This window comes from Nonomuraea sp. NPDC049695 (genome assembly GCF_040674955.1).
In the GTDB taxonomy this organism is placed as follows: Bacteria; Actinomycetota; Actinomycetes; order Streptosporangiales; family Streptosporangiaceae; genus Nonomuraea; species Nonomuraea helvata.
The window spans coordinates 109,666-136,567 of sequence record NZ_JBFANV010000021.1 but is presented as its reverse complement, the minus strand read 5'-3'; the positions used below and the strand labels follow the sequence as shown (position 1 = coordinate 136,567).

The 26,902-nt window shown below is 65.6% G+C and carries 24 protein-coding genes, 1 tRNA gene and 1 pseudogene; 19 read left to right on the top strand and 7 right to left on the bottom strand.

The window, feature by feature from the left end; all coding sequences use genetic code 11:
- Positions 1-284: 284 nt before the first annotated feature.
- The 9 genes and pseudogenes from AB0J64_RS20695 to AB0J64_RS20655 all read left to right on the top strand — a co-directional run bounded on the left by AB0J64_RS20695 (position 285) and on the right by AB0J64_RS20655 (position 12,216).
- Positions 285-647, top strand: a complete 363-nt coding sequence (locus AB0J64_RS20695; RefSeq protein WP_364028947.1) for a transposase — start codon at positions 285-287, stop codon at positions 645-647.
- A gap of 172 nt (positions 648-819) precedes the next feature.
- On the top strand, positions 820-1,662 hold the full coding sequence (locus AB0J64_RS20690; protein ID WP_364028945.1) for an IS5 family transposase: 843 nt from the start codon (positions 820-822) through the stop codon (positions 1,660-1,662).
- A gap of 2,141 nt (positions 1,663-3,803) precedes the next feature.
- A complete protein-coding gene (locus AB0J64_RS20685; RefSeq protein ID WP_364028943.1) occupies positions 3,804-4,217 on the top strand; it encodes a DUF4279 domain-containing protein in 414 nt (137 codons plus the stop codon).
- Positions 4,218-5,063: 846 nt separating this feature from the next.
- Positions 5,064-8,555, top strand: a complete 3,492-nt coding sequence (locus tag AB0J64_RS20680; RefSeq protein ID WP_364028941.1) for an NACHT domain-containing protein — start codon at positions 5,064-5,066, stop codon at positions 8,553-8,555.
- A 227-nt stretch (positions 8,556-8,782) separates the two neighbouring features.
- Positions 8,783-8,986, top strand: a pseudogene (locus AB0J64_RS20675) (helix-turn-helix transcriptional regulator); the annotation flags it as partial.
- Between the two features lie 117 nt (positions 8,987-9,103).
- Positions 9,104-9,625, top strand: coding sequence for a DUF5753 domain-containing protein (locus AB0J64_RS20670; RefSeq protein ID WP_364028962.1), 522 nt, complete (start codon positions 9,104-9,106; stop codon positions 9,623-9,625).
- Positions 9,626-9,719: 94 nt separating this feature from the next.
- Positions 9,720-10,124, top strand: coding sequence for an ATP-binding protein (locus AB0J64_RS20665; RefSeq protein WP_364028939.1), 405 nt, complete (start codon positions 9,720-9,722; stop codon positions 10,122-10,124).
- A 418-nt stretch (positions 10,125-10,542) separates the two neighbouring features.
- Positions 10,543-11,382, top strand: coding sequence for a sigma factor-like helix-turn-helix DNA-binding protein (locus tag AB0J64_RS20660; protein ID WP_364028937.1), 840 nt, complete (start codon positions 10,543-10,545; stop codon positions 11,380-11,382).
- A 3-nt stretch (positions 11,383-11,385) separates the two neighbouring features.
- Positions 11,386-12,216 (top strand): protein phosphatase 2C domain-containing protein, encoded by an 831-nt coding sequence (locus AB0J64_RS20655; RefSeq protein ID WP_364028935.1) that lies wholly within the window; start codon positions 11,386-11,388, stop codon positions 12,214-12,216.
- Here AB0J64_RS20655 and AB0J64_RS20650 read toward each other — a convergent pair.
- Positions 12,196-12,495, bottom strand: a complete 300-nt coding sequence (locus AB0J64_RS20650; protein WP_364028933.1) for a hypothetical protein — start codon at positions 12,493-12,495, stop codon at positions 12,196-12,198. The two genes, AB0J64_RS20655 and AB0J64_RS20650, sit on opposite strands and share 21 nt — an antisense overlap.
- A 251-nt stretch (positions 12,496-12,746) precedes the next feature.
- Between AB0J64_RS20650 and AB0J64_RS20645 the strand changes: the two genes are divergently transcribed.
- The 8 genes from AB0J64_RS20645 (at position 12,747) to AB0J64_RS20610 (ending at position 18,383) form a co-directional block, all read left to right on the top strand.
- Positions 12,747-13,157: a plasmid replication, integration and excision activator gene (locus tag AB0J64_RS20645; protein ID WP_364028931.1), complete on the top strand. Its 411-nt coding sequence runs from the start codon at positions 12,747-12,749 to the stop codon at positions 13,155-13,157.
- Positions 13,158-13,189: 32 nt separating this feature from the next.
- The gene (locus AB0J64_RS20640; protein WP_364028929.1) at positions 13,190-13,420 is read left to right on the top strand and encodes a hypothetical protein; all 231 of its coding nucleotides are present in this window, start codon (positions 13,190-13,192) and stop codon (positions 13,418-13,420) included.
- Positions 13,417-13,728 carry a hypothetical protein gene (locus tag AB0J64_RS20635; protein WP_364028927.1) on the top strand — a complete coding sequence of 104 codons (312 nt, stop codon included), beginning with the start codon at positions 13,417-13,419 and terminating at the stop codon, positions 13,726-13,728. The genes AB0J64_RS20640 and AB0J64_RS20635 overlap by 4 nt, the downstream gene beginning before the upstream one ends.
- A 150-nt stretch (positions 13,729-13,878) precedes the next feature.
- On the top strand, positions 13,879-15,237 hold the full coding sequence (locus tag AB0J64_RS20630; protein ID WP_364028925.1) for an FtsK/SpoIIIE domain-containing protein: 1,359 nt from the start codon (positions 13,879-13,881) through the stop codon (positions 15,235-15,237).
- Positions 15,234-15,386 (top strand): hypothetical protein, encoded by a 153-nt coding sequence (locus AB0J64_RS20625; RefSeq protein WP_364028923.1) that lies wholly within the window; start codon positions 15,234-15,236, stop codon positions 15,384-15,386. Before AB0J64_RS20630 ends, AB0J64_RS20625 begins: the two co-directional genes overlap by 4 nt.
- An 83-nt stretch (positions 15,387-15,469) precedes the next feature.
- On the top strand, positions 15,470-17,029 hold the full coding sequence (locus tag AB0J64_RS20620) for a replication initiator (RefSeq protein WP_364028960.1): 1,560 nt from the start codon (positions 15,470-15,472) through the stop codon (positions 17,027-17,029).
- On the top strand, positions 17,029-17,244 hold the full coding sequence (locus AB0J64_RS20615) for a helix-turn-helix domain-containing protein (RefSeq protein WP_364028921.1): 216 nt from the start codon (positions 17,029-17,031) through the stop codon (positions 17,242-17,244). Before AB0J64_RS20620 ends, AB0J64_RS20615 begins: the two co-directional genes overlap by 1 nt.
- Entirely contained in the window at positions 17,244-18,383 is a 1,140-nt protein-coding gene (locus AB0J64_RS20610) for a tyrosine-type recombinase/integrase (protein WP_364028919.1), read from the top strand. Before AB0J64_RS20615 ends, AB0J64_RS20610 begins: the two co-directional genes overlap by 1 nt.
- Positions 18,384-18,439: 56 nt before the next feature.
- Here the strand turns inward: AB0J64_RS20610 and AB0J64_RS20605 are convergent.
- The 5 genes from AB0J64_RS20605 to AB0J64_RS20585 all read right to left on the bottom strand — a co-directional run bounded on the left by AB0J64_RS20605 (position 18,440) and on the right by AB0J64_RS20585 (position 21,644).
- Positions 18,440-18,515, bottom strand: a tRNA-Ala gene (locus tag AB0J64_RS20605).
- 15 nt (positions 18,516-18,530) lie between these two features.
- A complete protein-coding gene (locus AB0J64_RS20600; RefSeq protein ID WP_364028917.1) occupies positions 18,531-19,259 on the bottom strand; it encodes an HAD-IA family hydrolase in 729 nt (242 codons plus the stop codon).
- Positions 19,260-19,274: 15 nt separating this feature from the next.
- Positions 19,275-19,394: a DLW-39 family protein gene (locus AB0J64_RS20595; protein ID WP_218154143.1), complete on the bottom strand. Its 120-nt coding sequence runs from the start codon at positions 19,392-19,394 to the stop codon at positions 19,275-19,277.
- A 608-nt stretch (positions 19,395-20,002) separates the two neighbouring features.
- Positions 20,003-21,184, bottom strand: a complete 1,182-nt coding sequence (locus AB0J64_RS20590) for an MFS transporter (RefSeq protein WP_364028915.1) — start codon at positions 21,182-21,184, stop codon at positions 20,003-20,005.
- Positions 21,185-21,194: 10 nt separating this feature from the next.
- A complete protein-coding gene (locus AB0J64_RS20585) occupies positions 21,195-21,644 on the bottom strand; it encodes a carboxymuconolactone decarboxylase family protein (protein WP_364028913.1) in 450 nt (149 codons plus the stop codon).
- 67 nt (positions 21,645-21,711) lie between these two features.
- Between AB0J64_RS20585 and AB0J64_RS20580 the strand changes: the two genes are divergently transcribed.
- Complete coding sequence (locus AB0J64_RS20580; protein ID WP_364028911.1) at positions 21,712-23,118, top strand: PLP-dependent aminotransferase family protein; 1,407 nt, start codon at positions 21,712-21,714, stop codon at positions 23,116-23,118.
- On the opposite strand, the gene AB0J64_RS20575 is transcribed toward AB0J64_RS20580, so the two are convergent.
- Complete coding sequence (locus AB0J64_RS20575) at positions 23,074-23,592, bottom strand: universal stress protein (protein WP_364028909.1); 519 nt, start codon at positions 23,590-23,592, stop codon at positions 23,074-23,076. The genes AB0J64_RS20580 and AB0J64_RS20575 overlap by 45 nt on opposite strands.
- Positions 23,593-23,703: 111 nt before the next feature.
- Here AB0J64_RS20575 and AB0J64_RS20570 point away from each other — a divergent pair, with 111 nt between their 5' ends.
- Positions 23,704-26,898: a BTAD domain-containing putative transcriptional regulator gene (locus AB0J64_RS20570; RefSeq protein ID WP_364028907.1), complete on the top strand. Its 3,195-nt coding sequence runs from the start codon at positions 23,704-23,706 to the stop codon at positions 26,896-26,898.
- Positions 26,899-26,902 lie beyond the last annotated feature (4 nt).

Genomic DNA, 26,902 nt, shown 5'->3' with positions numbered 1-26,902 from the left:
CCCCGCCCGGAACTCCGGATCAAAGCGCCTCCGCGTGACTCCTGCCACGACCAAACCTCTCCCGGTTCGGTCTCCACGCTATGAGGGGAAGGCCACCGTATCTGTATGAGCGGTTCAGCCAGGGGTGTCACAACGCAAGCCTGCTGTTTCGTGAGGTCCAGGCACAGGGATACCAGGGCAGCGCGAGCCCTGTCGACCGCTACATCCGGCTGCTTCGCAAAGGCAGCATCGCACCGCCACCACCCAAGCCCACGCCCAAACCCCGCAAGATCACAGCATGGATCATGACCCACCCCGACAACCTGCGTCCCGACGACGCGCCCGACCTGAACCAAGTGCGCGCCGCCTGCCCCGAGCTGGCCGCCGCCTTCCGGCACGTCCGCAGCTTCGCCACCATGATGCGCGACCTCCGCGGCGACCGTCTCCCCGCCTGGATCGACGCAGTTCCTGAAGAAGACCTGCCCCATCTGCACCGTTTCGCCCACGGCCTGCGCTACGACTTCGACGCCATCATCGCAGGCCTGTCGCTTCCCTGGAACTCCGGACAGGCCGAGGGGCAGAACACGCGAGTGAAGCTGGTCAAGCGGCAGGGCTATGGCAGAGCCAACTTCGATCTCCTGCGGAAACGGATCCTGCTCCGAACATGATCCTCAACCCGTCCCAAGATCAGCGACAGAGCCCGTTTACCTGTACGCGGATGTGTAGGTCAACCTGTACGCCGACAACACCAGCCGACGACCAGCGCGAGTAGTTCTCCTGCCCTCACATCAGAGCCGTGACCAGCAACTTCACGATGCACACCACTCATTGGGGAGACCTGTGCCTGTGCTGCCATCATGGCTGACCGAACCGCTTTGGGACCAATTCGCGTCCCTGCTGCCCGAGCGGCCGCAGTACCACCCGGACCATCCGCTGGGCTGCCACCGCCCGCGCATCAGCGACCGGATCATCTTCGACAGAATGCTGCAACTTCTGCGCTTCGGCTGCTCCTACCAGGCGATCGCCGACACGACCTGCTCGGCCACCACGATCCGCAACCGCCGCAACGAGTGGATCCGTCTCGGCGTCTTCGCCAGGTTCAAGCAGATCGCGCTGGAGTCCTACGACCGGATCGTCGGCCTCGTCCTCGACCAGATCGCCGTCGACGGCTCCATCACCAAGGCGCCCGGAGGCGGCGAGGTGGCCGGTCGCTCACCGGTCGACCGCGGCAAACAGGGCCTGAAACGCTCAGGCATGACGGACGGGTACGGCATTCCACTGGGCCGTGTCCTGGCCGGAGCCAACCGCCACGACTCCCCATTGCTCGCCCCGACCTTGGACCGCTTGGACGACCTCGGGCCGTCACCCGACGACATCACCGTGCACCTGGACGCCGGCTACGACTCGGACAAGACCCGCGCGCTGCTCAGCGAACGCGGCCTGCACGGCCGCATCGCACACAAGGGCGAGAAGGCGCCGATCCAAGCCAGCCGGCGCTGGCACGTCGAACGCACACACGCCTGGCAGAACGCCTTCTACCGGCTCGCTCGCTGCTACGAACGCCGTACCACCGTCATCAGCGCCTTCTTCGATCTCGCCGACACGATCATCACCGTCCGTAGCCTGATCCGCCGAGCCTGGACCACCCACCGCTGGGACGCACGCCCACATCGCCGCCCATGAGTACATGCCTATCTGCGCGACCTCTTAGTCAGCCTGCCCGCTGCGTGTGGCGAGCAGGCTGACTACCGCTCCTCAAGGCCATGCACGATCTGGCCTTGTCCCTACATGATCAGCGCCATGCTTATCTAACGACCGCTTGCAGGGCCACCAGGACTGCGGCAGCTGCCGTGATCGCTAGAGCCGGGCCTCCGGCCGTGTGAGCCGGAACGGCTGCCAGTCCGGTCAGAGCTAGGATGACCACCCAACGTAGAGGCAGCGGCGGGGGTTCCTGCGGGGATTGCTGAGATTTACGCTTTGCCATGCGGCACTCTCCTGTGCTTTCCATGAGTAGTCGTCGCGCGGGGCTCCGGCTGTACCCGGAGCCCCGCAATCGGCCGTCACCAGCATCATGGGGCAACCCTCACGCCTAATTTCTGGACGAGTATCTACGTCTTGACCCGCCAACGAGTGGGCGTTGATCATAGGATCCACCCTGCCGACCCTAAACGGGGAGGGGCGGGTCAAGGCGTCGAAGTTGCTTGCTGTCTGAACCGCCAGGCTCCGAGGTGATACATGAGGACAAATCAGCAGCAGGCCATCCGGAAGCGCCTCGGGCGTCTACAGGAGATGCAGGCCGCAGGGACGATACATCGCGCCCTTGATCACCTGAAGAATCTCGGACACCCTGATCGGCGAGCAAACGAAATTCGCCTTCGGCGGAGATTTATCTACTCCGAGCGTCCGACCGGCCTCTATTCCTCAAGGAGGTTGCCCTCAAAAGAGCAGCGTCCTCCAGCAGCCAGAATAGTGTCCCCTCGAGGGATCGCGCTTCGCTTTTACCTAATCGCCCTCTACGAGGCTCAGATGCATCGCCGAGGGGGTGGGCGACCCATCAATAGTCGTCCGCTTGTAGCAGGGGGACCCGACACTGGCTGGACCGACTTAATAGCCATCCCTCCTACGACACCGAATGGACGGGCTACACAGGGAAATATAGCAAGAAGGCGTCGGATGATTACGTCGGCCCTATCACGTCTAGGTAGCGAAACCGAGCGGCTCGTAGAGCTGGATAGCGCTAATAGTTATTCGAAGTATGAGCGGTTTCAACTACTCGACGAAGGCGGAGTGCGCCCAGGTGGCGAAGTTGTCCAATATACCGTACCTCGAAAGACTGAACCGCACATAGCAATCCCAACGGCCTTCTTCACCAATGGCTGGGTCTACACACTCGAAGATTCAGAAATACTGCTACTCTTGATGCTTATGGCACTCCAGAGGAGCGATAGCTCTCCATGGGTAAAAGTCGAGGAAAGAGAGCGACTGATCAGATTTGGAATAGGGCGAGAAGCATATAGCGCTCACGAGACCCTACGCATGTTCGGCCTTATCGATACACTGGCCGGCATAGGACGTCGCCCTAATGGCACAGTAGAAAACTTTAGCGGCATATCTGGAGATACGCCACTGCACGAGTTTGTCATTCTACACAATGGCCTGGAATTGCCTGCGGAGCAGGAAATTATAGAAGCATTGAAGGAACTTCAGTCTCATCGGAGGACGCAACATACAACGATGGCTACGCCAACCCGGCATACCTGAACCGCTGAGCGGCACCGACCTCAACGCCGAGGTCCAGACGGCGTCGTTCCCTCTCTCCGAGCAACACCAGGTCGAGCGGGTTCTCGACGATGGAAGCCCTGCAGGCGATAAGGCCCCTCATGCCTTTGCGCCAGCCATCGAGTGAAGAGCGTCTCCTGGGCTCGGCGCCAGCGATGCGGGGCCGGTCCAAAGCACGGCCTTCGTGGCTCACCCCATTGGGATCGGTGTAGCCCACGTAAGCCTTAGAGCGTCGATGTAGCTGTACTTTGCAGCTGTACAAGATCGAAGAGGCCACTTCCCGACCCTGGGAAGTGGCCTTCTACGTGCAGTGGAGCCTAGGAGATTCGAACTCCTGACATCCTGCTTGCAAAACGGTCGGATCTTCAAGGACAACGGCCTCGACCTGCGCTGAGCACAGTCCGCGAGAGACCGTGATTGACCGCTGCTGACCCTCCTTAATGGCACGCTAATGGCACGATGATCAAGGTCTTGAGCAGTAGGAGCGATTGCCCCTGCCCAGTCGTGCAAGCGCCCGCCAGCCCTTGAACCGCTACCGTGTTCACGTGATCGTCGAGCAGCAGGTCTACTTTATGATCAAGTCCGATGAACTGGATCCCGGGCAGATCACCCAGTACGTGGGCGTCGAGCCGACTCGATCTGAGGCGAAGGAGTCACGACGCGGCAGGAAGAGTGGGCGCCTGATACCGCCACGACACGAATGGATGCTCGACTCTGGCCTTGCGGACACCACCTCCCTCAATGAGCAGGTGGAAGCCGTGATGAATCAGTTGGCCGGCGCCTGGGATCGAATCGGAGAGCTGACCGCTGGTGGCGCAGCGGCCACGTTGGTCATGCTTCGGTCGTTCGAACCAGGAGAGCACTCCAGCCCGCGAGGGCTCGTTCTTGACGAAGAAGCCATCAGCTTTCTTCACAGAGCTGGAGCCGATCTATGGATCGACGAGTATGACTTATCGTAGGGCTGGCGATGGGAACGCTCGCACGGTAACGGGCGGGGCCTCGGGGTGCACGAACTGAGCGCCGAACTCATCGCCCTCCACGGTCTATACGGTGACCACCCACGTTGTCCGGTGGGCCGGGGCTGAGGAACGAAGCCCTGGACCGTCGATCGCCCCCAACCACATGCGGAGGCCAGCTCTGCAGCGGCGATCGTACGGGCTGCATCTGTGCGGCGGCGCGGCAACCCCAGTCGGAGCGTTCGATGGGCACGGTGCGACTGGCGTGCGGTGGCCGGCCCGGTGTCCCGCCGCCGTCCGGGACCGGCCCCCAGGCCGCACGCCCGGACGGCGGGCGGGCGGAGGGCCGGGGTACGGCGGCGCGCCGCGCCGCCGCTTGATCTCTATGAGAACAATTCGGCAAAGGCTCGTAATCGGGGCGATGATGCGTAATAGATGGCACGTGCATCTCAGCCTCGCCTCAACGCCGTCGATGAGTCGTCACGGGCGCCAGTTGACTGGCAGCACGAACCACCGCCGCTCGGTCAGACCCGTGAGTCTGCTTCACGGCTAGCTCGACTCTCCGCGTGTGCTCTTCTTCGCGCCGGACAACAGTTCGATATGCCAGCCAGCAACGGACCGCGCCGACGAGCGAGCCGATGATCAACATCGTGACCCACAGCGCGGGGTGAGAGGCGATCAACGCGTCCATGGCATCCTCCCGAGAGACATTCGATCTTGCGCCGAACTTCTCCAGCATCTGGCGGAAACGAAGTTTCCCGCTAGCGTTGGAAAACGCCGGGAAACTCGCAGCCAACTACGAGGTGCAGGATGCGAACGGGACGTCCCCCGTCGAGCGAGCGGAAGAGGTTGCCAGAACTCGAGGCGATCGCAGACTGGTTCGTACAAGCGATCCATGAGGCCGGCCATGGTTCCATCCGCCGCACAGCAGAAATGACAGGGCTGAGTCAGCGAGCCCTGTACGACGCCGTGAACGCCGAACGCATGCTGCCGCTGCGCGTGGTCCAGGCGCTAGCCGTGGGGCTTGGCCATAAGCCAGAGGAGATCACACGGCTATGGGCGGAAGCTAAGCAGGAACGCGACCGGGCTGAGGACGCGGAGCGCCGGCGGAGTCATACGGCTCCCTTAACTTGGGCAGACATACCGCTTCCCTCACCCGCCGTCCGAGATCTGCTAGAGGCTCAAGACAGCGCCCTTGACTGCCTTCCGTATGCCCTCCTCGGCCTGGTGGAGCCGCCGCTGTCAGCAATCTACGTGCGACAGCGTATTCGAAACCGCCCTACGGCCCAACACAGCATGGAGGAGGCCCCGTCAGGTGAATCATCTCGTTCGGAGGAAAAGCCTGAGCAGCAAAGTATTCATCACGACGCCGAGCCAGTATCTCAGGTTATTAGGGACGCCCCAGCAGAAATTTCGGCAGCAAATTCGCTGATCTCGCTACCAGATGCCTTGGCTCGACACGACCATCTACTTATTACCGGAGAGGCCGGAGCGGGGAAATCAACTCTGGCTAGTCATTTGGCGAGATCTTTGTGCGGAGTCTGGCTGCGCCGATCCTCTATCCAACAGGCGCCCATCAGTGAGCCGTTGATACCACTGCGCCTTTCCGCATCATTGCTCGCCTCCGAGAAAGGATCATGGAGCGAAAGACTGCGTCGTGCGACCCTTAATACACTTGGTGGTGGCCTCGTCTCCGATCCACCCACTTCGCTATTTGTGGGACGCACGCAGGGAGCACGCTGGCTTATTTTCGTGGATGGTATCGATGAGATCGGCGATCGGCGATTGCGTACTGAGCTGATACGCACGCTGGCCCGACACAGTCAATTGAACTCAGACTTTAGGCTTGTTGTGACGACTCGTCCGTTGCCGCCGACAGAGTTGGCACCACTTCGTGAGGCTATGTTAGGCGAGTTTGAGATACAACCATTTGAGCAGCAGGAGCTATCTGAATATACGCGCAAGTGGTTCGATCACCAGAGTGCACGAGTGCCGAACCCACAAGACGCAGCGGATCGTTTCCTTAGAGAGGTCGTTGAGGAAGGCGATCTTAAAGAGCTTGTACGCAATCCGCTGCTAGTCACCATGGCCTTAGTAAACGCGACCCTGGACCCTTCACTCCCATCTGTTTCCAGCCGCGTGAATCTGTACGAAAATTTCATGGAACGGCTACGAAACCGAACTACGCACAGCGCGGAGTCCGCGTTTCCGGTGTGGTTAGCAGACTCAGTCGACAAACTCATCCGAGTCCTGGCTGGGGAGCGCATCAACGGCGAAGAGGATCTCATCTCAGCATGCCGGAATTGGATGCGAGAGCACCCTCCGCTTCTAGTTCCTCTTCCAGCTGACTGGGAGGATGAACTACCTACAGCGCTAGCAGGAACCGGCCTACTGGTGATTGCCGGTAATCAGCTTCGTTTCCTACATCAGAGCTTTGCGGAGTACCTGGCCTCGCACGAACTCGCCCCAGCACTGGCAGACAACGCCAGCCTAGAGAGCTGGATTAGGCGCGCATGCAGCGGCACACAGCGCTCTTTGGCGCTCTTTGTGCTTTGCAAGTGGGCAATTAGCGCGGATGGTTCCCCTGATCGGGTTATCGATCAAGTCTTTGCCCATATCGATGCAGACCGAATACTGTTTGCTGGCTCGCTCCTGATGGAAGGACTGGACGTTGGACCAGAACGCCGAGCCACAGTCATCCAGCGAATCGCGCAACTGGGGCGCAGCCATGACGTTGAGGAATCTCAAAAGGCACTAACCATGTTGTCTATGTTGGACAAACGACATGGAACTGCATTGTTATTAGAGACACTTGCTGCTGCTCCAGAGCTGACTGCCGTTCAACGACTCAATGCTCTCTTCGGACTGAGCAGGATTAAGCCCATCGTCGCGGCTCATCTTCTAGCTCCTCTACTCGAGGTGATGTACGAGCCACTGCCGAAAGCTGCGCAACTAGCACTACAGCTTGGGGATGCAAGTGTTCAAGCTGTACGGCGGCGGCTCTCAGCTCTCCTTAGTGAAACTGACGCCGATACGTGGGAGGAATCGATCGCAACAGAGACCTATCGCGTCCTTGGGGCGGCAGAAGAAGTGGAGCGACTTGCCCATACCGTGCTTGAGAACCCCCACGCCGGAGCAGATGAGATTCGTCGGGTGATCGACGCCTGGCTCGATTGTGGGGAATTCGCCACAATCGCAGAAAAGCTAGCCGTACTGGCTCATGGCCGGCCTTCCAGTGATCAGGAAGGGCGGATGGTCATTGCACAGGCTATGGAGCGTGTTGGCGCATCTGATGGGGCTGCGGAGCTAGCTGAGACGATCATCGGCTCTAGTTTCAAGATAAGTCATGCACAATTCGATGCCATCGAAATGCTTTTGAAGATTCGCGGAACGGGGGCCGCTGGGCTCGCACACCAACTCCTCCACCAATACCGTGAGATGGGATGCGAGGTTTGGCGACAAGCGCGCTTGCTTCAGATTATGACAGAAGCGGGTATTCATTGTAATGCAAAGAAATGGGTCGAGGAAGTACTACTCGGCAATCATTTCCTGCCTATGGGTAGCGCCAGCGTCGTAAAGCTATTGATAGATAGCCGAGACTCAACCGATTTGGCAGCACTACCGTCTTTTAAAGATATTTGCCTCCGCCTACATCCATACGAAAGGGCTTCATGTTCAGAGATCCTTTTGGATAATGGACTGCTCGAAGAAGCGTTCCAAATAGCGGAGCTTACATTGCTCTCGCCAAATGCTCAAGATTCGGACTACCGCACTGCAGCGAACGTACTGCTGAAAATCGATCGCAGGCGTGCTATCGAGGTATTGAAGAATCAAGTCGCGGAGACAGACACGAGCGCTTGGAGTTCTGGCGTCCTTGAGAGTCTAAGCTCGGACGGTATGCTAGACCTCGATGAGTTCAGTCTCGAGCTTGCTGGTCATATCCTCGCAATAGGCGATGCAGAAGGCCTTCATGTTCAGACAGCTCTTGGAGCGATTGCCGGCCTCGGCGGGCGTGACGGGATACAGAAAGCCATCAAACTCATTTGTAGTCACCCTGCACTCACACTAGCCCGGCAACGCGTTATGGCTCAAACACTAGCAGCGTACAGCGAAAAAGAGGCGGCGCTTACGATATGGCGGCATCTACTAGGCGTGCGCGGCCGCAATTCAGAGTCGTTCGGCATAAGTATTCTTGAGGACTTAGCTCAAGCTTTGACATTTGAGGTCGCAAAGGAACTAGTGCAAGAACAGTTGCAAGCAGACCCCATGCCTACCCCGTTCCAGCGCAGTCGACTAGAGGGAATGTTGGCCTGGTTGTCCAGCTCTCCCGCACGCTGCTAGCAATATGCACGATTTAAAAGAAATTCTCATCACTATTCCCGACTTGTTCTGAGGCGTCAAGAGCATGGGCGATGATGGCCGCGACCGGCCGGAGAGCCGCAGCGCGGCCGGCGATCGCCCAAAGCATGCCGGGCTGCCAAAGGTGGCCCGGCCCTGAACTTGTGGGGATATTTCTCGTCCGTTGATGTAGCGTCGCGTCGTACTGCACGGATGATAGAACCCTCGGTGTGGATGAGCGGCGGGATCGGTTGCAGGCGCTGGGTGAGGTACTGCGGAGACTGCGTAGGGACGCCGGTCTGACCGGCAAGGATCTCGCGCGGCGAGCACGGATAGCGCAGCCTACGATCTCTCGCATCGAAACTGGGCAACTGCTTCCCACGCCTGACACGGTGGAGCGGTTAGTCGCGGCGCTTGGCCTGGACAGTGCTGGGCGTGCCGAGTTGGACGCTCTTCTTGTACGGCTTCGCGAGGAGGTCTCTCGGCTGAAGGGGGGACTCGCTGGTCGTGAGGCGGCGAATGCTGCACGGTTGAGGGCGGGACATCGGGTCGTGAGCTTCCAGTCAGCGGTGATTCCGTCCCTTCTGCAGACGGCCGAGTATGCGCGGTTAGCACTCGCCGTCGGGCGAGGCGTTGAGGCCGGCGATGTAGCGAAGGCGGCGGCTGTGCGCGTGGAGGCGCAGACAGTGCTCTTCGACGGCGCTCGCGAGTTCTCGTTCCTTCTGACTGAGGGCGCCGTACGGACGTGGCCGGGGTCTCCGTCGTTGATGCTGGCGCAGCTCGATCGGTTGGGCCAGGTGGCCACGCTCTCCCATGTGAAACTGGGCGTGGTGCCGTGGGCCGTGAAGGTGCCGGCGTTTCCGCTGCATGGGTTCACGATCTACGACGACACCGCGAGCGTGGTCGAGAGCTTGACGGGTGATCTCACATTGACCGGTCCCGACGAGCTGGCCGCTCACGTCGAGATCTTTGAAGCGTTCGCTGGTGTGGCCGTGTATGGGGACGAGCTGCGCAAACTGCTGGAATTCATCGCCGACGACTATCGTCAGCTGGTCGAGCGCCTAGAGAAGTGACGCATTTATACGTCGAATAGCTTGAGCTGCTTCTAGTCTCACTCATACGCTGACGCCATCCGATGTATAGCCCCCTAGACAACGGAGCTTCCCCATGTCGGCCTGGCGCTTCTCCCGCTACTTCCTCGGCTCCGCCCCCTCTATCACCGAGGCGCGACGCTTCGTGGCCACGCTCCTGCGAGGCTGGCCCACGGTCGGTGATGCCGAACTCATCGTCAGCGAGCTGGCCACCAACGCGATACGCCACTCTGCCAGCGGGCGTTTCGGGGGACGGTTCCTGGTGAGCGTTCAAGCTCATCCGGACCGCCTCTGGTTGGGTGTCCTCGATGAGGGAGGACCTTCCTCCCCCAGGGTCTTCCGGCCATGCCTGGAGGGCGAAGGTGGCCGGGGCTTGCTTGTCGTCGCGAGCCTGGCCCTCGACTGGGGCGTGTGGGGTGACGAACGTGGTCGAACGGTCTGGGCCGTGCTGGACACAGCATTGCAGGGAGCGTCTTCCTGATGACCTCCTGTCTGTCGCCTCATCTCCCTTCACCGCAGACGTCGTGTGTGAAGCTTGACTGGTACCCCGCTCGCGCGGACGAGCGACCTCGGACGATCGCTTGGACGTGCGACTGCAGGAGCGTCTACTACGAACTGTGCGAGGCCGCCGGCCTTGGCTTCATCCGGCGCGTCGCCAAGGCGGGTCAGGGAGTCGTCGCCGAGACTCATCGTGTACGGGTTGGCGAATCTCGCGTCATGTGGGCTGCGCTGCTTGCGGGCATGGCGCGATGAGTCCGCGTGGCGTCCCTAATCGGCGGTCGGCGATTCGGGCGGTTAGCTCAAAAACTGGCGAACTGGTCAAAAACGTACTGTCAAGGGGGATAGACGGCAAACCGTCTAGGGGCCTAGACTCGCCCCTAGTGATCAGAGGGGGATCGATGCCGCCGAGTGACGTTGAGCGCATTGCTGCGATAGAAGACCCGTTCCAACTGCTGCGGGTCGCTACCGAGCGTCTCAACGCTGCTCAACAGGAGGTCGCAGAGCTCTCCCGGTTGCGGCGGCGGGTGATCCAGGAGCTGCATGCCCAAGGGCTTTCATACGCTCAGATCGCCAAGGAAGCAGGCCTAACCAGAGGCCGGATTCACCAGATCCGGCACACCGGTCCGGCACCTGAAGGGGCCTTTCTCGGTACGGGCACGATCACTCTGGTCACACCGCTCAAGCGCGAAGCCACCAACGCGCGACCGGTGGTCGCGATGGAGGACGTCACGGCAGCCAAGCGGCTGGAGGACCTTGCCCGCGGCTTTGACGTACCTGTGGAGCTGGAACATGTTCCGCTCGGCGGAGAGATCGATATCAACCGGCCAAACCTCATCGTGATCTGCGGGCCGAGGCTCTCGACGGTCATGGGCGCGCTGTATGAGTCCGACCCGGTCCTGGAGTGGGTCAAGGACGACGTCTGGACGCTGCACGACAACCGTGCCGGCACCTTGTACCGCTCCGGCTCGGACAGCGAACCGGCTCGTGCCGTGGATTACGCCTACCTCGGACGACTGGGGCGGCCGGACGGCAAGGGCAACCTCCTGGTGTTCACGGGCATCCACCCTCAAGGCACGCTCGGCGTGGTGCAGCTCCTTCAGGCCGAGATCGCCACGCTGTGGGGACAAGTGGGTGACAAGCGCTTCTCGACCGTTGTGGGCGTCGAATACGACCCGGTCACTGGGGAACCGGTCAAGGCGGAGCTTGCCAGTCCGCTGTATCGGCACGAGGAGGACTGAGACGTGCGAGTCACCTTCGCCACCGAAGCGGCACCCGGCCGACCAAACGAGGACTTCGTCGCTGCGACTCCTGATGCCGCCGTCCTCCTCGACGGTGCGGGGACTCCGCCCGGGTCCGAATCCGGTTGCTCACACGGTGTGGCCTGGTACTCCCGCACTCTCGGCTCCACCCTCTTGGCCTCAATGACCCAGGGCGCCGGCACCCTGACCGAACTGCTGGCCGAAGGGATCAAGACCGTCTCATCACTCCACGACGGAACATGCGACCTAGCTCACCCCGGTTCGCCCTCAGCAACAGTGATCATGCTTCGACGTACGGGCGAGGCTCTGGAATGGCTCGTCCTGGCAGACTCCGTCCTCCTCCTGGACGCCGTCGATGCAGCTGAGCCAATAGCCGTCTGCGACGATCGCGAGGCCCAGGTAGGTGCGCGCTACCGGGCGGAGATGGATGCACTCGACTCCGGCACTGAGGAACATGCCTCGGCTCACCGACGCTACATCGAGACCTTGCGCTCCTACCGGAACCGCGACGGCGGTTTCTGGGTTGCTGCCACTGATCCCCTTGCCGCCTACCAGGCTCTGACCGGCAGCATGCCCGCCAACCAAGTCCGCGCCGCCGCGCTCCTGAGTGACGGCGCCTCTCGCCTCGTTGACCGCTTCGACCTGGCCGCCTGGCGCGAAGCTCTGCAGATACTCGACCAGCATGGGCCAGCGGACCTCATCTCCAGAGTCCGTGCCGCCGAGCGCTCCGACCCGCACGGCGAACGCTGGCCCAGAGGCAAGACTTACGATGACGCCACGGCCGCTCATGTTTCACTCGGTACGGCGGAATAAGCACGTGATGTTGTCGTAGAAGTTGAAACCGCCCGACATAACGCTGGTGGCCATCTGGTCCAGGTGCCAGCCGTGCGCCTCGATCCCCTCGATGAGACCGGCGATCTCAGGCAGGCTCTTGCCGTGGCCTGCCTTGTCTGTGGAGGCGCTGAGCCGGGCGACGAAGACGCGTCGTCCCTCCGCGTGGGCCTGACCGGCATCTTCGATGATCTGGTGCCGACCAGATCCACTGCCACCAAAAAGCACCATTAAGGACGCACCTTTCCTTCTCTCCAGCATTCGTGGAGAGTTCTTTCGTAGTAGAACGTAACGGGCATAATCCCAGCGCAAGCAAGGGTAGACATCGGGGTATCTCACCCATTTCGCCCCGGCGAAGCGATGGGCGTTCCTGAAATTGAGCTATCGGCGTTTACCCCCCTAGACAGTTGGGGCACACTCTGGCTATCGTCCTCTGCATATCCCCCTAGACAGCTCCTCGAAGCGAAGCGGTCGCGACTGTCTAGGGGGATAGACAAAGGAGGTGAAGGACGATGGCACTTCAGGGACCGATCCCTGTGACGTTCGAGATGGTCTTCCCGCACGGCTGCTACATCGTCGGGGAGGTCGAACCGGTCAAGGACTTCGACGCCTCGACCAACGGGCGGTTCGTGCAGGCGCGAGACAAGCAGGCCGGTGAGCTGGTCTGGCAGGTCTCGGTCATGGACGCGGACCCGACGCTCAAGGCCGCGCAGAAGACGGTCGCGGTGAAGATCCTCTCCCCCATGCAGCCGGTTCCGCCGGCGCCGATGCCGGGGCTGCCGTTCACGCCGGTCGAGTTCGACCAGATGACCGTCACACCGTACGTGAACGGCAACGGTCGTCTCGCCTACTCGATCCGGGTTCGCGAGATGCGGGCTCCTCGGCCGGTCGGTAAGTCCAGCTCGGCTAAGGACGCGGCGTGATGGGGCGGCGGGGACCGGCTCGGCCGACGGGCGTGATCACTCTCAACACCGGTTCCGGCGCGATCGCCGAGAACCACGCCTACCAACTTCGCACTCCGGTCCTGGCGCTGGCGTTCGGGCTGGTCCAGGTGCAGGTCACCACGGCTGCGTCGGACCGGGTCACGGCGGCTGAGGTGGAGTTTGCTCGGCAACTCGCCAAGCAGGCGCAGGACTTCGCGCGGTGTGTGGAGCGGATCCATCGGCGCGGGGTGACGGCGGCATGAGGAAGCTCGGGCCGTACACCTACGTGACGCTCTCGATGAAGCCGGACTCCGTGCCTCGCCTCGCTGTTTCCTTCCACACGCCCGACCTGCGCATCCGCGCCGGGGTGCTCGACAAGCCGCGGCCGTACCTGGAGATCTGCTCCCCTGAGGCGGACGTGGCGATCTCGACCACTGGGGCCGGCCACGTCACCGACTCCGATCTCAACAACGCCCGTCAGCTCTTCAACGCCGCCGCTCGCTACCTCGCCGACTGCGAGCGGCTGCACTCCGAACAGTCGGCAAAGGCCGCCCCGGATGCGGCGGTCTGACATGCAAGCGGGGCCGCAGGAAGCGGCAACTTCCGGCGGCCCCTCGGTCTTCCGCACACTCCAAATGCTTGGAAGGACTCCAGCCTAATGTTCAAGAAGATGCCTGGCGAAGAGCCACATCGCATCGTCTCGACCACGCCTGATACGGCTGTGGTCTTCAAACCGACCGTCCTCAAGACGCCCGCGATCGTCACGCTCGTCATCTTCGGGTGGCGGGCCGTTGCGAGTCTGGTCCGTACAGTGTGGCGGCATCCGGTCGCCGTGCTGGTCGCCGCCGTCCCGTGCGCGCTGTCCATTCTGTACGGGTGGCGCGTCGCACTGCTCCTCATCACGCCCGTGCTCGTCGGAACGGTCGTCTGGGGCTTCCTCGACCGGGTCAGCTTCGGCCGCTGGATCGGCTGGCGGCTGCTGGCCTGGTGGCGGCTGGTCTGGGTCTACCGGCGGCACTGGCAACCCGTGATGGTCATCTCCGGTCTCGGCAGGCACGTCCGAGGGCGGGACTATCTTCCCAAGCTGGGCAAGGTCACCTGCACGTCGTGGGCCGACCTGGTCACCGTTCGCATGCTCAATGGGCAGCCGGTCAAGGACTGGGCCGACCGGACTGACAACCTCGCCCAGGGCTTCGGCGCGAGCTCCTGTCGCGTGTCGGTCCTCAAGGGTGGGCGGCTGCGCCTCACCTTCCCTCGAAGCGATCCGCTCGCCGTTCCTCTGCCCGCCGTAGCCATCCCGGAGACGCCCAAGATCGGTCCTATCGAGATCGGTAAGCAGGAGGACGGACGGCCGTGGTTCCTCAAGGTGCATGGCACTCACGTCCTGGTCGCGGGTGCCACCGGGGCCGGTAAGGGCTCGATCATCTGGTCCACGATCCGCGGGCTCCTGCCTGCCGTCAGGGCGGGGCTTGTCGAGATCTGGGCTCTCGACCCCAAGCTGATGGAGCTGTCCTTCGGGCGGCCTCTCTTTGGGGCACGCTACGCCGCTGATCCGGCCGACTGCGCTGACCTGCTGGACGACGCCGTCAAGGTCATGCAGGCCCGCGCCGCTCGCTTCGCCGGCCACCAGCGAGCCCACATGCCCACTGTCGGTGATCCCTTCGTCCTGGTGCTCGTCGACGAGGTGGCCTTCCTCACCGCGTACCAATCCGACAAGGAACTGCGGCGGCGCATCTCCGCTGCTCTGGCAACGCTCACCACTCAAGGGCGTGCCGTCGGGGTCGGCGTCATGGCGGCGCTACAGGACCCGCGCAAGGAGGTCATGAACATCCGGAACCTGTTCCCAGACAAGATCGCGCTCCGGCTCGACGAGTCCGAACAGGTGGAGATGGTTCTCGGCGACGGCGCGCGGGACCGTGGGGCGCTGGCTGACCAGATCTCTCCTCGTCCGGAACGCGGGGCGGGAGTCGGTTACGTCCGGCTGGAAACCTCACCTGATCCGATCCGAGTCCGCGCGGCTTACGTCTCCGACGACGACATCCGCGACATGGTCGCCGAGTTCACCGGTGAGGCCGCATGACATTCGCCCACTTCCTCGACGGCCTGCGCTGCGCCGAATGCGGCGCCCTCAACGTCCTGTGGCTCGACCCGGTCCGCGCCGTGGTCGAGTGCGCCGAGTGCGGAACCTCCGCGCTCATCGTCCCCGAGATCGGAAAGGAGGTCCGTTGAACAGTCCACACCAGCCAGCGGAGATCCCGGGAGAAGCGGCGGCAGTCTCGATCTCCCGTCGCTCCACCCCTCGCGCGCTCCGCATGGCTCAACCGCACGCCCGAGAAGTCGCCGAGGAGGTCGCCAAGCTCAACGGCGTCTGCGTCCGGCCTGTCGCTCTCCGGCGACTCGACCTCGTCACAGGCAAGGAAGAAATCATTGATGTCCCGTGCGGGGCGACGCTGGAGAACAAGTGTCCTTCCTGCGCCAAGCGCAACCGGCAGCTCCGAATGGCGCAGTGCCGGGAAGGTTGGCACCTCGCCGAAGAACCTGTCATAAGCCCAGATGCGGCCACCGAGGACCAGCGCTGGCTCATCGAGTTCCGTGCGGACATGCAGGCTCGACGCGATGCAGCTGCGGAGGACGCCTCCGACTGGGACGCGGTTCTCGTTGGCCTGGACGAGGAGATCAACACTGCCGGGATGCGGGGCCATGTATGCGGCCGGACCGCACCCAAGCGGGTGCGCTCCACTAGGCGACGGCAGGACGCACCGGATCTGCCCAAGCGCAAGATGACCAGCACGACCCTCGGGCGAACCTACGAATCCGCGGACGGGAGGGTCTACCGGCCCTCGCTCTTCGTGACGCTCACGCTTCCCTCGTACGGCAGGGTTCGTGACGGTGTGCCGATCGATCCAGAGACCTATGACTACGGGCGGGCTGCCCGCGATGCGCTGCACTTCTCCAAGCTGGTCGATCGGTTCGTGCAGAACCTTCGCCGCGTGGCCGGCTACGACGTCCAGTACTTCGCCAGCGTGGAGCCTCAGAAACGGCTCGCGCCCCATCTGCACATGGCGATCAGGGGCACTCTGCCACGTGCGGAGGTGAAGCAGATCGCTGCGGCGACCTATCACCAGGTGTGGTGGCCGCCCTGCGATCAGGTCCGCTTCGAGGGCGAGCACCTGCCCATCTGGCAGGACGATGTCGGCTACGTTGACCCCGACACCGGCGAGGTCTTGCTTTCCTGGGACCAGGCCCTTGATGAGCTCGACCAGGACGACACGGCCGAACCCCTACATGTGGTCCGCTTCGGCAATCAGGTCGACGTCAAGGGCGTCCTCGCCGGAACCCCGAACGCCGACCAGTGCATTCGCTACCTGTCCAAGTACCTGACCAAGAGCCTCGGCGACAATCTCAACGGCCGGGCTCAACGTAAGCATGCGGCCCGCTTTGTCGAGGCCCTCCGTTACGAGCCCTGCTCGCCGACCTGCCCAAACTGGCTGCGGTACGGAGTGCAGCCCAAGGGAGCCAAGGCTGGCATGGCTCCCGGCCGGTGCCGCTCCAAGGCCCACAACCCCGAGCATCTCGGTTACGCGGGTCGTCGCGTCCTCGTCTCCCGGAAGTGGTCCAACAAGACCCTCACCGAACACAAGCAGGACCGCCGCACCTGGGTCCTGGAAGCGCTCGGGCAGGCCGACGAACCGACCGACCCGCACCGCTACGTCTGGAGGCAGGTCAAGCCCGGTGATCCAGATCTCGTCCCCATCGGCGTCCGGTTGCTCCGGAGCGTCGCCGAACGTCAGCGCTGGCGCGCTCACCTGCGGGAGCTGGAAGCCAGAGCCAACGGCCAAGATCCTTCGGCAACTGGAGAGGAGGTAGCGTAGTGGACAAGCTTCTGAATGTGGAGGAGGCGGCGGAACTCCTCAACACCTCCCCTCGCTTCGTCCGGCGGTTGATCGCCGAACGGCGCATCGAGTTCGTCAAGCTCGGTCGGCCGGTGCGCATCCGCGAGTCAGCCCTGATTGCGTACGTCGTCGCCGGCACCGTCGCACCCATGCACGCGACCGACGCCGTTCCGGCATCGGGGAGGGCTGCCTGATGGCGAACAAGGACGGCCACCGGCGTTTCGGCAACCTCCGCAAGCTTCCCTCGGGCCGGTTCCAGATCCGCTATCCCGGACCAGACAGACGACTGCACACCGGAGCGACGACGTACGCAACCAAGACGGACGCTGACCGGGCGCTCACGCTCATCGAGGCTCAGATGATCTCGGGGGAGTGGACGGACCCCGATCGCGGCAAGATCCAGGTCGCCGACTACGCCCGTGCCTGGATCAAGGAACGGCCGGGGCTGCGGCCGAAGACGGTGGAGCTGTATACCTGGCTGCTCGAACGCCATATCGTTCCGACGCTCGGCGGGGTCGCGGTCGGCAAGCTGTCTGCCCAGATGATCCGCACCTGGCGCTCGGATCTTCTCGGCAACGGCGTGTCGGTCTCCACGGCGGCCAAGGCGTATCGCCTGCTGCGTGCCGTGCTGATGACAGCCGTCGAAGAGGACAAACTGATCACCCGGAATCCCTGCCGGATCAAGGGCGCCGACAACGAGCATACTCCCGAGCGGCCCGTCCTCACTGTGGCCCAGGTCTTCGAGCTGGCTGACCAAATGGCCGACCGACGATTTAAGGCCCTGGTGCTGCTGGCCACCTTCGCGAGCCTGCGCTGGGGAGAAGTGATCGCGCTCCGCCGTAGCAGCATCGACCTCGACACACGGACGGTCCAGGTCCGCGAACAACTGGTCGAACTCGACGGCGGCGAGATGCGTCTGAGTCCGCCCAAGTCCCGGGCCGGCAAGCGCACGATCAGCATCCCCTCAGCCATCATCCCGGCTCTGACCGAACATCTCTCCACTTACGTCGACCAGGCCGACGACGCCTTCGTGTTCCTCGGCAAGCGCGGCGCGTTCCTGCGAGGCGGCAACTTCCGGCGGGAAGCCAAGTGGTCGGAAGCGCTCAAGGAGATGGGGCTTCAAGGCCTGCACTTCCACGATCTCCGCCACACCGGCAACACGCTAGCCGCACAGTCCGGCGCGAGCCTGGCCGACCTCAAGGCCCGTATGGGGCATGACAGCGACAGGGCGGCGCTGATCTACCAGCACGCCACGCGCGACGCAGACCAGCGAATCGCCGACGCGCTAAGCGCTCGCGTAGAGGCCGAACAACAGAAGATCACCAAAGGCTAATGGCACGTTAATGGCACGAACGCCCCGCACCAAGATCGGTTGCGGGGCGTTTTCCCTGGTGGAGCCTAGGAGATTCGAACTCCTGACATCCTGCTTGCAAAGCAGGCGCTCTGCCAACTGAGCTAAGGCCCCTTCGACGAAGATAGCTTACCGGGCGGACGAAGCTACCTGCGTCGTTCCAAGGTCATCGCTCAACACCAAACTCGGGAAGTCCACGATGGAGTCGAGGATGTGGGTGGCGCCGCCCTTGAGGAGGCGTTCGCGGCTGTGGACGCCTGTCATCACGCCCGCCACGATCGAGGCGCCCGCGCGCTTGCCGCAGAGCATGTCGCTTTCCGAGTCGCCGATGACCGCCACATGGCGTACGTCCTCCACCCCCAGGCGCAGCACCGCGTGCAGGATCATGTCCGGCCAGGGGCGGCCACGGCCGCCGGCGTCTTCGGGGGAGATGGCGAGGTCGATCTTGTCGTGCCAGCCGAGCACGCTGAGGACGCGGCTCAGGGTGGTGCGGCTGAAGCCGGTGATCAGGGCGAGCTTGATGCCGGTGCCGCGGAGTTTGTCGAGGGCCTCCAGGGCTCCGGGCATGGGTTCGAGACCTGCCCGCTCGAGGGTGCCCTCATAGGAGCGCTCGAACGTCAGGTTCGCCGCCTGCGCCTGGGCCTCGTTGCCGGGGAAGATCCCACGGAAGACATCGATCTTGGGACAGCCCCGGGACCGGTGCACGTGAACCATGGCACGCGCGTACGCTCCGGTCCCGGGCACTATGCCCTGGGTCGCGATCGCCTCTGCGAAGGCGCGCTCGACCATGGCGATGTCACCGACTGTGGTGCCTGCCAGGTCCAGGCACACCAGCTTGATGGGGACGACGTCACTCATCGCCTCGCCGGTCGGTTAGTTCTCGGTGCCGGTCGCCTCGGTCCAGAGATCGAGCTCTGCGCGGTCGGCCTGCACCTTACGCCAGATCAGCAGCCCCCCAAGGGCGATCAGCGCCAGAACAAGCAGCTTCTTCACGGTGTGACCCCACTTCTTCGACGGCCTCACCTGCCGGGGTGAGACCCAACGGTTGACATGCAGCCTAGCAAGGGATGGCTGCGCTCCCGGTGTTGCGCACGGGCCAGATGTGCGGAATGTGCGGGGAACGAGTGTTCAGCCCCAGGTGAGGACCGGTACGCTCGCCGCCGACGGCCTTTGGATCCCCTTTCCGTCCGTCGTGGGCGCTCGTCTGCCGCCCGCCTCTGGTATCCGCTGTCCGCTAACTCGGACAACAGCTCGATCATGCCAAATATCACGCCTGTGCGTGTGGCAGGGCACGGCTCTGGTTCGCGTATGTGTCGTCTCTATGCGTCGTCTCTATGCGTCGTCTCTTTGCGTCGCCTCTATGCGTCGCATCGGCGTGCCCCGGCGGCATGCCCCGGCGGCGTGCCCCGGCGGCTGTCCCTTGTCAGCCGTACTGCCGCGGTCCACGCCTACGCCGTGGGCCTTGGCCTACACCGTGGACCTTGTAGGAGAGTGTGGCCGCCCACGTGGATGTCGTGTCGCTGGTCACATAGTCGTGTCGCTGGTCACATGAAGGAAGCCGGCGGTCATGGCGGTCTTAAGCGTATTCGCGGTGAGCGGCGTCACCCTGCGACCGCCGCCGCCGCTTCGCGCGAGCGCTGCCCCCATCGAACGGCCGGTGCCATCGCGGCGCCGGCCGCCACGAACGCCGCCCCGAGCAGCAGCCACCCGACCGTGCCGCCCCCCAGCACCAGCGTGGTGAGCACGACGGGCCCGAGCATCCTCGCCACCGCCACCCCCGTCCCGAAGAACCCCTGGTACTGGCCCTGTTTGTCGTCAGGGGCGAGCCCGAAGCCGATCTCCCAGGACCCGGAGGCCAGCAGCATCTCGGCGAGGACCTGCAGACCGGCCGCCACGAGCAGGAACGGCCACCCGTACGGGCTCAGCGCGAACACGGCGCAGGCCGCGAACATCACCAATCCGGCGTTCCGCACCGACAGGGAGGCGGAGCGCAGGCCCTTCACGCGCCTGGCCACCCGCACCTGGAAGAGCAGGACCGTGCCGGTGTTGATCACCATCAGCACCGAGACCATCCAGGTGGGCGCGCTCGTACGCGAGGCGATCCAGAGCGGCACGACCAGGCTGAGCAGCGGCATGTAGAAGAGCATCACGGCGTTGATGAGCGTGACGAGCGCGTAGGGGCGGTCTCTGAGCACCGGGAGCCGGGGGCCGGAGGAGGTCACCTGGGCGGCCCGTACCGCAGGCAGCTTGAGCAGCAGGAAGGCGGCGGCCAGGAAGCTCAGGGCGTCGAGTGCGAACACCGCGAGGTAAGCGGCGCGCGTGTCGAGGTGGAGGGCGAGCCCGCCCAGGGCGGCGCCGACGGCCAGGCCGCCGTTGAGCGTGGACTGCAGGACGGCCCGTACGGCCGTGCGTTCGGCGGGCGCGGTCAGCCCGGCGAGCAGGGCCTGGCGGGCGGCCGACAGGCCGGTCTGCGCCGTGCCGTACAGGCAGGCCACCAGCGCGAACAGCGCGAACGAGCGGACGAACACGAACGAGGCGACCGCCGTGGCGGTCGTGAGCGCGAGCAGCACGGCGACTCCGCGGGGCCCGCGCCGGTCGGCCAGGTGGCCGAGCGGCACGCCGGCCACCGAGCCGACGGCCCAGCCCAGCGTGAGGCCGAGGCCGATCTCGGTGGCCGACAGGCCGACGATCCTGGCGAAGTAGAACGCGGAGGTGACGAGGTAGACACCGTCGCCGATGGAGTTCGCGAGCTGGGCGAGAGCCAGGATGCGGCGATTGTTCATGGCTGCCGGATCAGGGCTTGTACGAGGGCGGGGTCATCCGGGTGGAAACGGCCAGGCGGTTCCAGAAGTTGATGGTCGCCACGGCCACGATCAGCGCCGCCAGTTCCTTCTCGGCGAAATGGGCCGCCGCCTGACCCCAGATCTCGTCCGTGACGTCATCGGTCGAGAGCCGGGTGGCGGCCTCGGTGTAGGCCAGGGCGGCACGTTCCTGCTCGGTGAAGAACGGGGACTCCCGCCAGACGGCGACCGAGTGCAGCCGGGCGTCGCTCTCCCCCGCCTGTCTGGCGTCGGCGCTGTGCTGGTCCACGCAGTAGACGCAGCCGTTGATCTGGCTGGCGCGCAGCTGCACCAGGTAGAGGAGGGACTTGGGGAGCGTGCTCTCCTCGACGAAACCGTCGAGGGCGCCCGCGTGCCGGTATACGTCGCCGACCAGCGGTCCAAGGTTCATACGTTCTGTCATGTGCCCATCTTGGATCCCTCTTTGTCCCTAGATAAGCTCCAATTTCCGGCGAATTGATTGGGCCAAGATGGACGTCCACATCACCCTGAAAGGCCGCGGTGACCTGGCCGCACAGGTCTACCGGCAGCTCCTCGACGCCATACTCGACGGCCGTCTCAGGTCGGGCGAGCGGCTCCCCCCGACCAGGGAGCTGGCGCGGAGGCTGGAGATCTCCAGGAACACGGTCGCGGTGGCCTACGACCGGCTGGTCGCCGACGGGTTCCTGGTGGGGCGGGCGGGCGCGGGCACGTTCGTGTCAGCCGCGCCGCTCCATCAGCAGCCGGTACGCGGCAGGGCGGCCCCGAAGGGGGTCGTGCGCCCGCGCGCGTTCTGGCGGGAGATCGGCGCTCCGGAGGCCGTACAGAGCGTCCGGTACGACTTCCGCGTCGGCGTGCCGGACCCTCGCCTCTTCCCGATGGAGGCGTGGCGGCGGCTGGTGGCCCGCGAGCTGCGGGTGAGCGTCGCCACGTACCACAGCCCTGCCGGATACGAGCCGCTGAGAGAGGCCATCTCCCGGCATATCGGCATCAGCCGCTCGGTCCACGCCGGCCCCGGCGACGTGCTGATCACGAACGGCGCCCAGCAGGCGCTCGACCTCATCGGCCGTGTCCTGATCGAGCCCGGCACCTGCGTGGCCGTCGAGGAGCCCGGCTACCCGCCCGCCCGCCTGCTGTTCCGCTCGCTCGGCGCCCGCGTGACCGGGGTGCCGGTGGACGCGGAGGGCATCGACGTCCGCGCCATCCCCCGCGCCGCCCGCATCGTGTACGTCACGCCGTCGCACCAGTTCCCCCTGGGCACACCCATGTCGCTGGGCCGCCGCGCCGCCCTTCTGGCCTGGGCGGAGCGCCGCGGCGCGGTCGTGATCGAGGACGACTACGACAGCGAGTTCCGGTACGGCGAGCGCCCGCTGGAGCCCCTCCAGAGCCTCGACCGCGCGGGCCGCGTCATCTACGTGGGCTCGTTCTCCAAGACCCTGCTCCCCATGCTCAGGCTCGGCTTCCTCGTCGCCCCCGCCTCGCTCGCGCCCGCGCTGCACGCGGCCAAGCAGCTCTCCGACTGGCACAGCGACGTCCCCTCACAGGCGGCACTGGCCCGCTTCATCGACGAGGGGCTCCTGGCCAGGCACATCAGGAAGGCGACCCGCGAGTACGCCGCCAGGCACGCCATGATCACCGAGATGCTGGCCGGGGACGAGCGCCTGCTCCTGGTCCCGTCCACCGCGGGCCTGCACCTGTGTGCCCGCCTCGCCCCGGGGGTGTCCGTACGTCCTGTGCCGGGCCTGGCGGTGGAGTCCTTGGAGGCGTACTGCGGCGAGAGCCCGACCCGTCCCGGTGTGGTCCTGGGCTACGGCGGGATCGCCAGGGACGACATCCCCGAAGGGCTGCGGCGGCTACAGATGGCGGCGGGTCCAGAAGCGGCGGGCCCGCTCCCCTGACAGCTCCGGATCGTCGGGCGGCGACGGCTGCTGCACGATGACGACCGTGGTCTTCGCGTGGCGGGCGCAGTACATGCTGGTCGAAGGCAGGAAGATGCGACTGAGCAGCCCGCGCCGGCCCCGCCCGAGCACCAGCAGGTCGCCTTCGCGGGCCAGGTCGACGAGATGGTAGCCGGGATCGCCGACCCGGCCGACCACGGCCGTCCTGATGTCGTCGGGCACGCCACCCGCGACGTCGTCGAACACGCCGGCGACCACCTCGGTGCAGCGGGCCTCCTCGCCGGATCTGAGCGCGTGCTGGACGGGCAGCGCCTCAGGGAAGGGATGGACGGGCGCGCGACTGACGTGCACGGCGACCAGGGCCATCCGGTGCAGCCTGGCCGCCCCGATGGCCCAGGCCAGCGCCCAACGCGAGGCCGGGGACTCGTCCACCCCCACTATCAGCCTCGCACCGCCGGGCAGATCCTGTTCCACGGTGCCTCCCGTTAAGAAGTACGACCATAGTGCGCCTGCCGGCTTGTTACCGGGAGGTGGCACTTTCCGAACTATGGAGTCCCTGGCGAACCCCCGGCGTAGCATGCGGGGGTGGACCGAGGGTGGGTGCGACCCCGTCCCGCCCTCGACCGGCGGCTCGACGGGGCACTTACGTACAGGCTCACCTCGCTCGTCGCAACTACAGGCTACGGGAAGTCGACCGCTCTGGCGGGTTGGAGTCAGGCCGTCGGCGCCGTGCTGCACCGGCTCGGGCCCGCCGACCGCGACCTGCCCACGCTGGCGGGAGCGGTCGCGTCGGCCCTGTCGGAGAAGGTGTCCGGTCTGCCCGCCGACCTGGTGACCGCCGCGGGGGCCCCGCTCGGTCCCGACGCCGACGAACTGGCCAGGGCGTCGGCGCTGGCGGGCGCGCTGGCCGAGGCGCTGGCCAGGCGGCTGCGGCGCGGGCTCGCCCTGGTCTTCGACGACGTCGACGCCATCGCCGGCGCGCCGGGCTCCGTCCGTTACGTGGAGACGCTGGTCCGCGCCGCTCCCAGACATCTGCACCTGGTCACCGCGTCGCGGACGCCGCTGCCGTTCCCGACCGCCCGGCTGCGCCAGGACCACGAGGTGCTCGACCTGGACGCGACGGACCTCGCGCTCACCCCGGACGAGACCGCCGCCTGGGCACGTGACCGGCTGGGCGAGCAGGGCGCGGCCGTCGCCGCCACGCTGCACGACGCCTGCGGCGGCTGGCCGGCCGCCGTGCGGGCCGCGCTCGACACGCTGGCCCGCGAGGACCCCTCCGGCTGGCCCCGTACGGCCGCCGGCCTGGCCGCGAACTCCGCCACGCTCGAACGCCTCACGCTCGCCGCGTTCAGGGACCTGCCGCCGACCATGCGCGAGCTGCTGCGTGCCGCCACCGTCCTGCCCGTGCTGACCGCCGAGCTGGCCGCCGCGCTCGGCGCGCCGCCCGACACGCTCGACTCGCTGACCAGCCGCGGCCTGTTCCTCGAGGCCGGCCAGGACGGCCACCGCCTGACCTCGACCAGCAGGCACGTGCTGACCAAGCATGCCCCGCTCGACAGGAACGAGGCCCACGACGTGGCGGCGGTCGCGTCCCGCTGGTACGCCGAGCGCGACCGGCCCGAGCTGGCCCTGCGCGCGGCCGTCGCGACCGAGCATCCGGGCCTGGCGGCCGCGCTCCTCGACGCGTACGGGCTGCGCCTGGCCGAGCGCGGGGACGTGCTCGCGGCGCTGGAACTGCTGCCCGAGGCCGCCAGGCACTCGCCCTCCATGGTCAAGCTGGCCGGCTTCGCCGAGCAGAACCGCGGCCACTGGACCCGCGCCCGCGAGCTGCTCGCCCAGGCCGCCGAGGGGCCGGCGTTCGACGCGTCCGTGGCCAGGCGGCTCGGCTTCATCGACCACCGGCGCGGCGAGTACGACGTCGCGCTCGCCATGTACCACAAAGGCCACGAGTACGGCTTCCCGCCCGCCGACGCCGCCATGTGCGCGGCCTCCGCCGCCTCCGTGCTCTGGCTGAAGGGCGATCGGGCAGGCTGCGCCGAGCTCGCCGACAAGGCGATGGAGCAGGCCGCAGCCTTAGGTGACCCCGGCGCCCTGGCGGAGGCGAACACGGTGCTGGCCATGCTCGCCTCCCTCGACGGCGACCGCCGCGCCAACGACGCCCACTATCTGCGCGCGCTGGAGTACGCCGAACGCGCGGGCGACATCGTCCAGCTCATCCGCATCCACGCCAACCGTGCCTCCCGCTACCTTGACGAGGGCTCGTACGCCGAGGCCCTGGCCGAGACGGACCAGGCGGGCAGGCTGTCGGGCCTGGTGTCGTTCGCGCCGTTCGCCGCGCTCAGCGCCGCCAACCGGGCCAAGGCGCTGATCGGGCTCGGCCGCCTGGAGGAGGCCGCCACCGAGGCCGCCGCGGCGGTGGCCGGGTGGGAGGCGATCGGCTCCAGGCTGGTCACGTATGGGCTGCTCCGGCTGGCCGAGGTGCAGGCGCTGCGTGGCGACCGCGGGGCGGCGATCGCGATCTACCGCCGGATCGTCGCCGAGGCGCCGCCCGGCGACGTTCAGGTGGTGTCCAACGCACTCAACGCGCTGGCCGAACTCCTCGCCGACGACGACCCAGAAGAGGCCGCCCGCGTGGCCGAGCAGGCGCTCCGGCACACCGAGGGCATCGCCGGGGTGACCGCCAGGGTCGCGGCCGCCCGCGCGGCGCTGGCGGGCGGGCGGCCCGACGCCGCCAGGGCGCTGCTCGACGAGGCCGAACCGGTCGCGGTCAGCCGCAGGGACCACGTCGCGCAGGCCGCCGTCGCCGAGCTGCGGGCCGAGCTGGACGGCGACGCCCGGCTGGCCGACGAGGCGGTACGCAGGTGGAGCATGCTGGGCGACCCGATCGGGCAGGCCAGGGCCGAGCTGATCAGGGCCGCTCTGACCGATCCGGCGACCGGCGGCGGGGTGGCCGCGAGGGTGCGCGAGCGCATGCATGCGATCGGCTGCCGGGCGCTCGACCACCGGATCGACGCGCTGATCGCGCGGGCCGCTCCCGCGCCGGGCGCGCGAGTGGTCGTCGAGACCATGGGGACGTTCCGGGTGCTGCGCGGCGGCGTGCCGGTCCCCCGTACGGCCTGGCAGTCGCGCAAGGCCCGTGACCTGCTGAAGATCCTCGTCAGCCGCAGGGGGAGCGGGACCGCCAGGGAGCGGCTGGTCGAGGTCCTCTGGCCGGACCAGGAGGGCGAGGCGGTCGGGCTGCGGCGGCTGAACGTCATGGTCTCCACGCTGCGCGCGGTGCTGGACCCGGAGCGCGAGAGGCCGGCGGACGAGATCGTGGTCTCGGATGAGGGCACGTTACGGCTGGACCTGTCGAACGTCGACGTCGATGTCGAGATATTTCTGGATCTGGTGGCTGAGGCCGTACGGCTCGATCAGGCAGGGCGTACGGCCGAGGCGCTGGAGCGGTGGGCGGCGGCCGAGAGCGCGTACGGCGGGGAGTTCTGCGAGGAGGACCCCTACGCGGACTGGGCCGTGGGGCTGCGCGAGCAGGCCCGGCTGGCCTACACGCAGGCGGCGGCCAGGCTGGCCACGGCGCGCGCGGAGGAGCGGCGCTACGACGAGGCCGCGCGCTACTGGCTGCGCCTGCTGGAGCGGGACCGTTACGACGAGCGCGCCCACCTCGGCCTGGTACGCGTGCTCGACCGGGCGGGCCGCCGCGGCGACGCGCGACGGCGCTACCACCTCTATGCGGAACGCATGCGCGAGCTGGAGGTCGAGCCCGCCCCGTACCCCGCCTGAACCA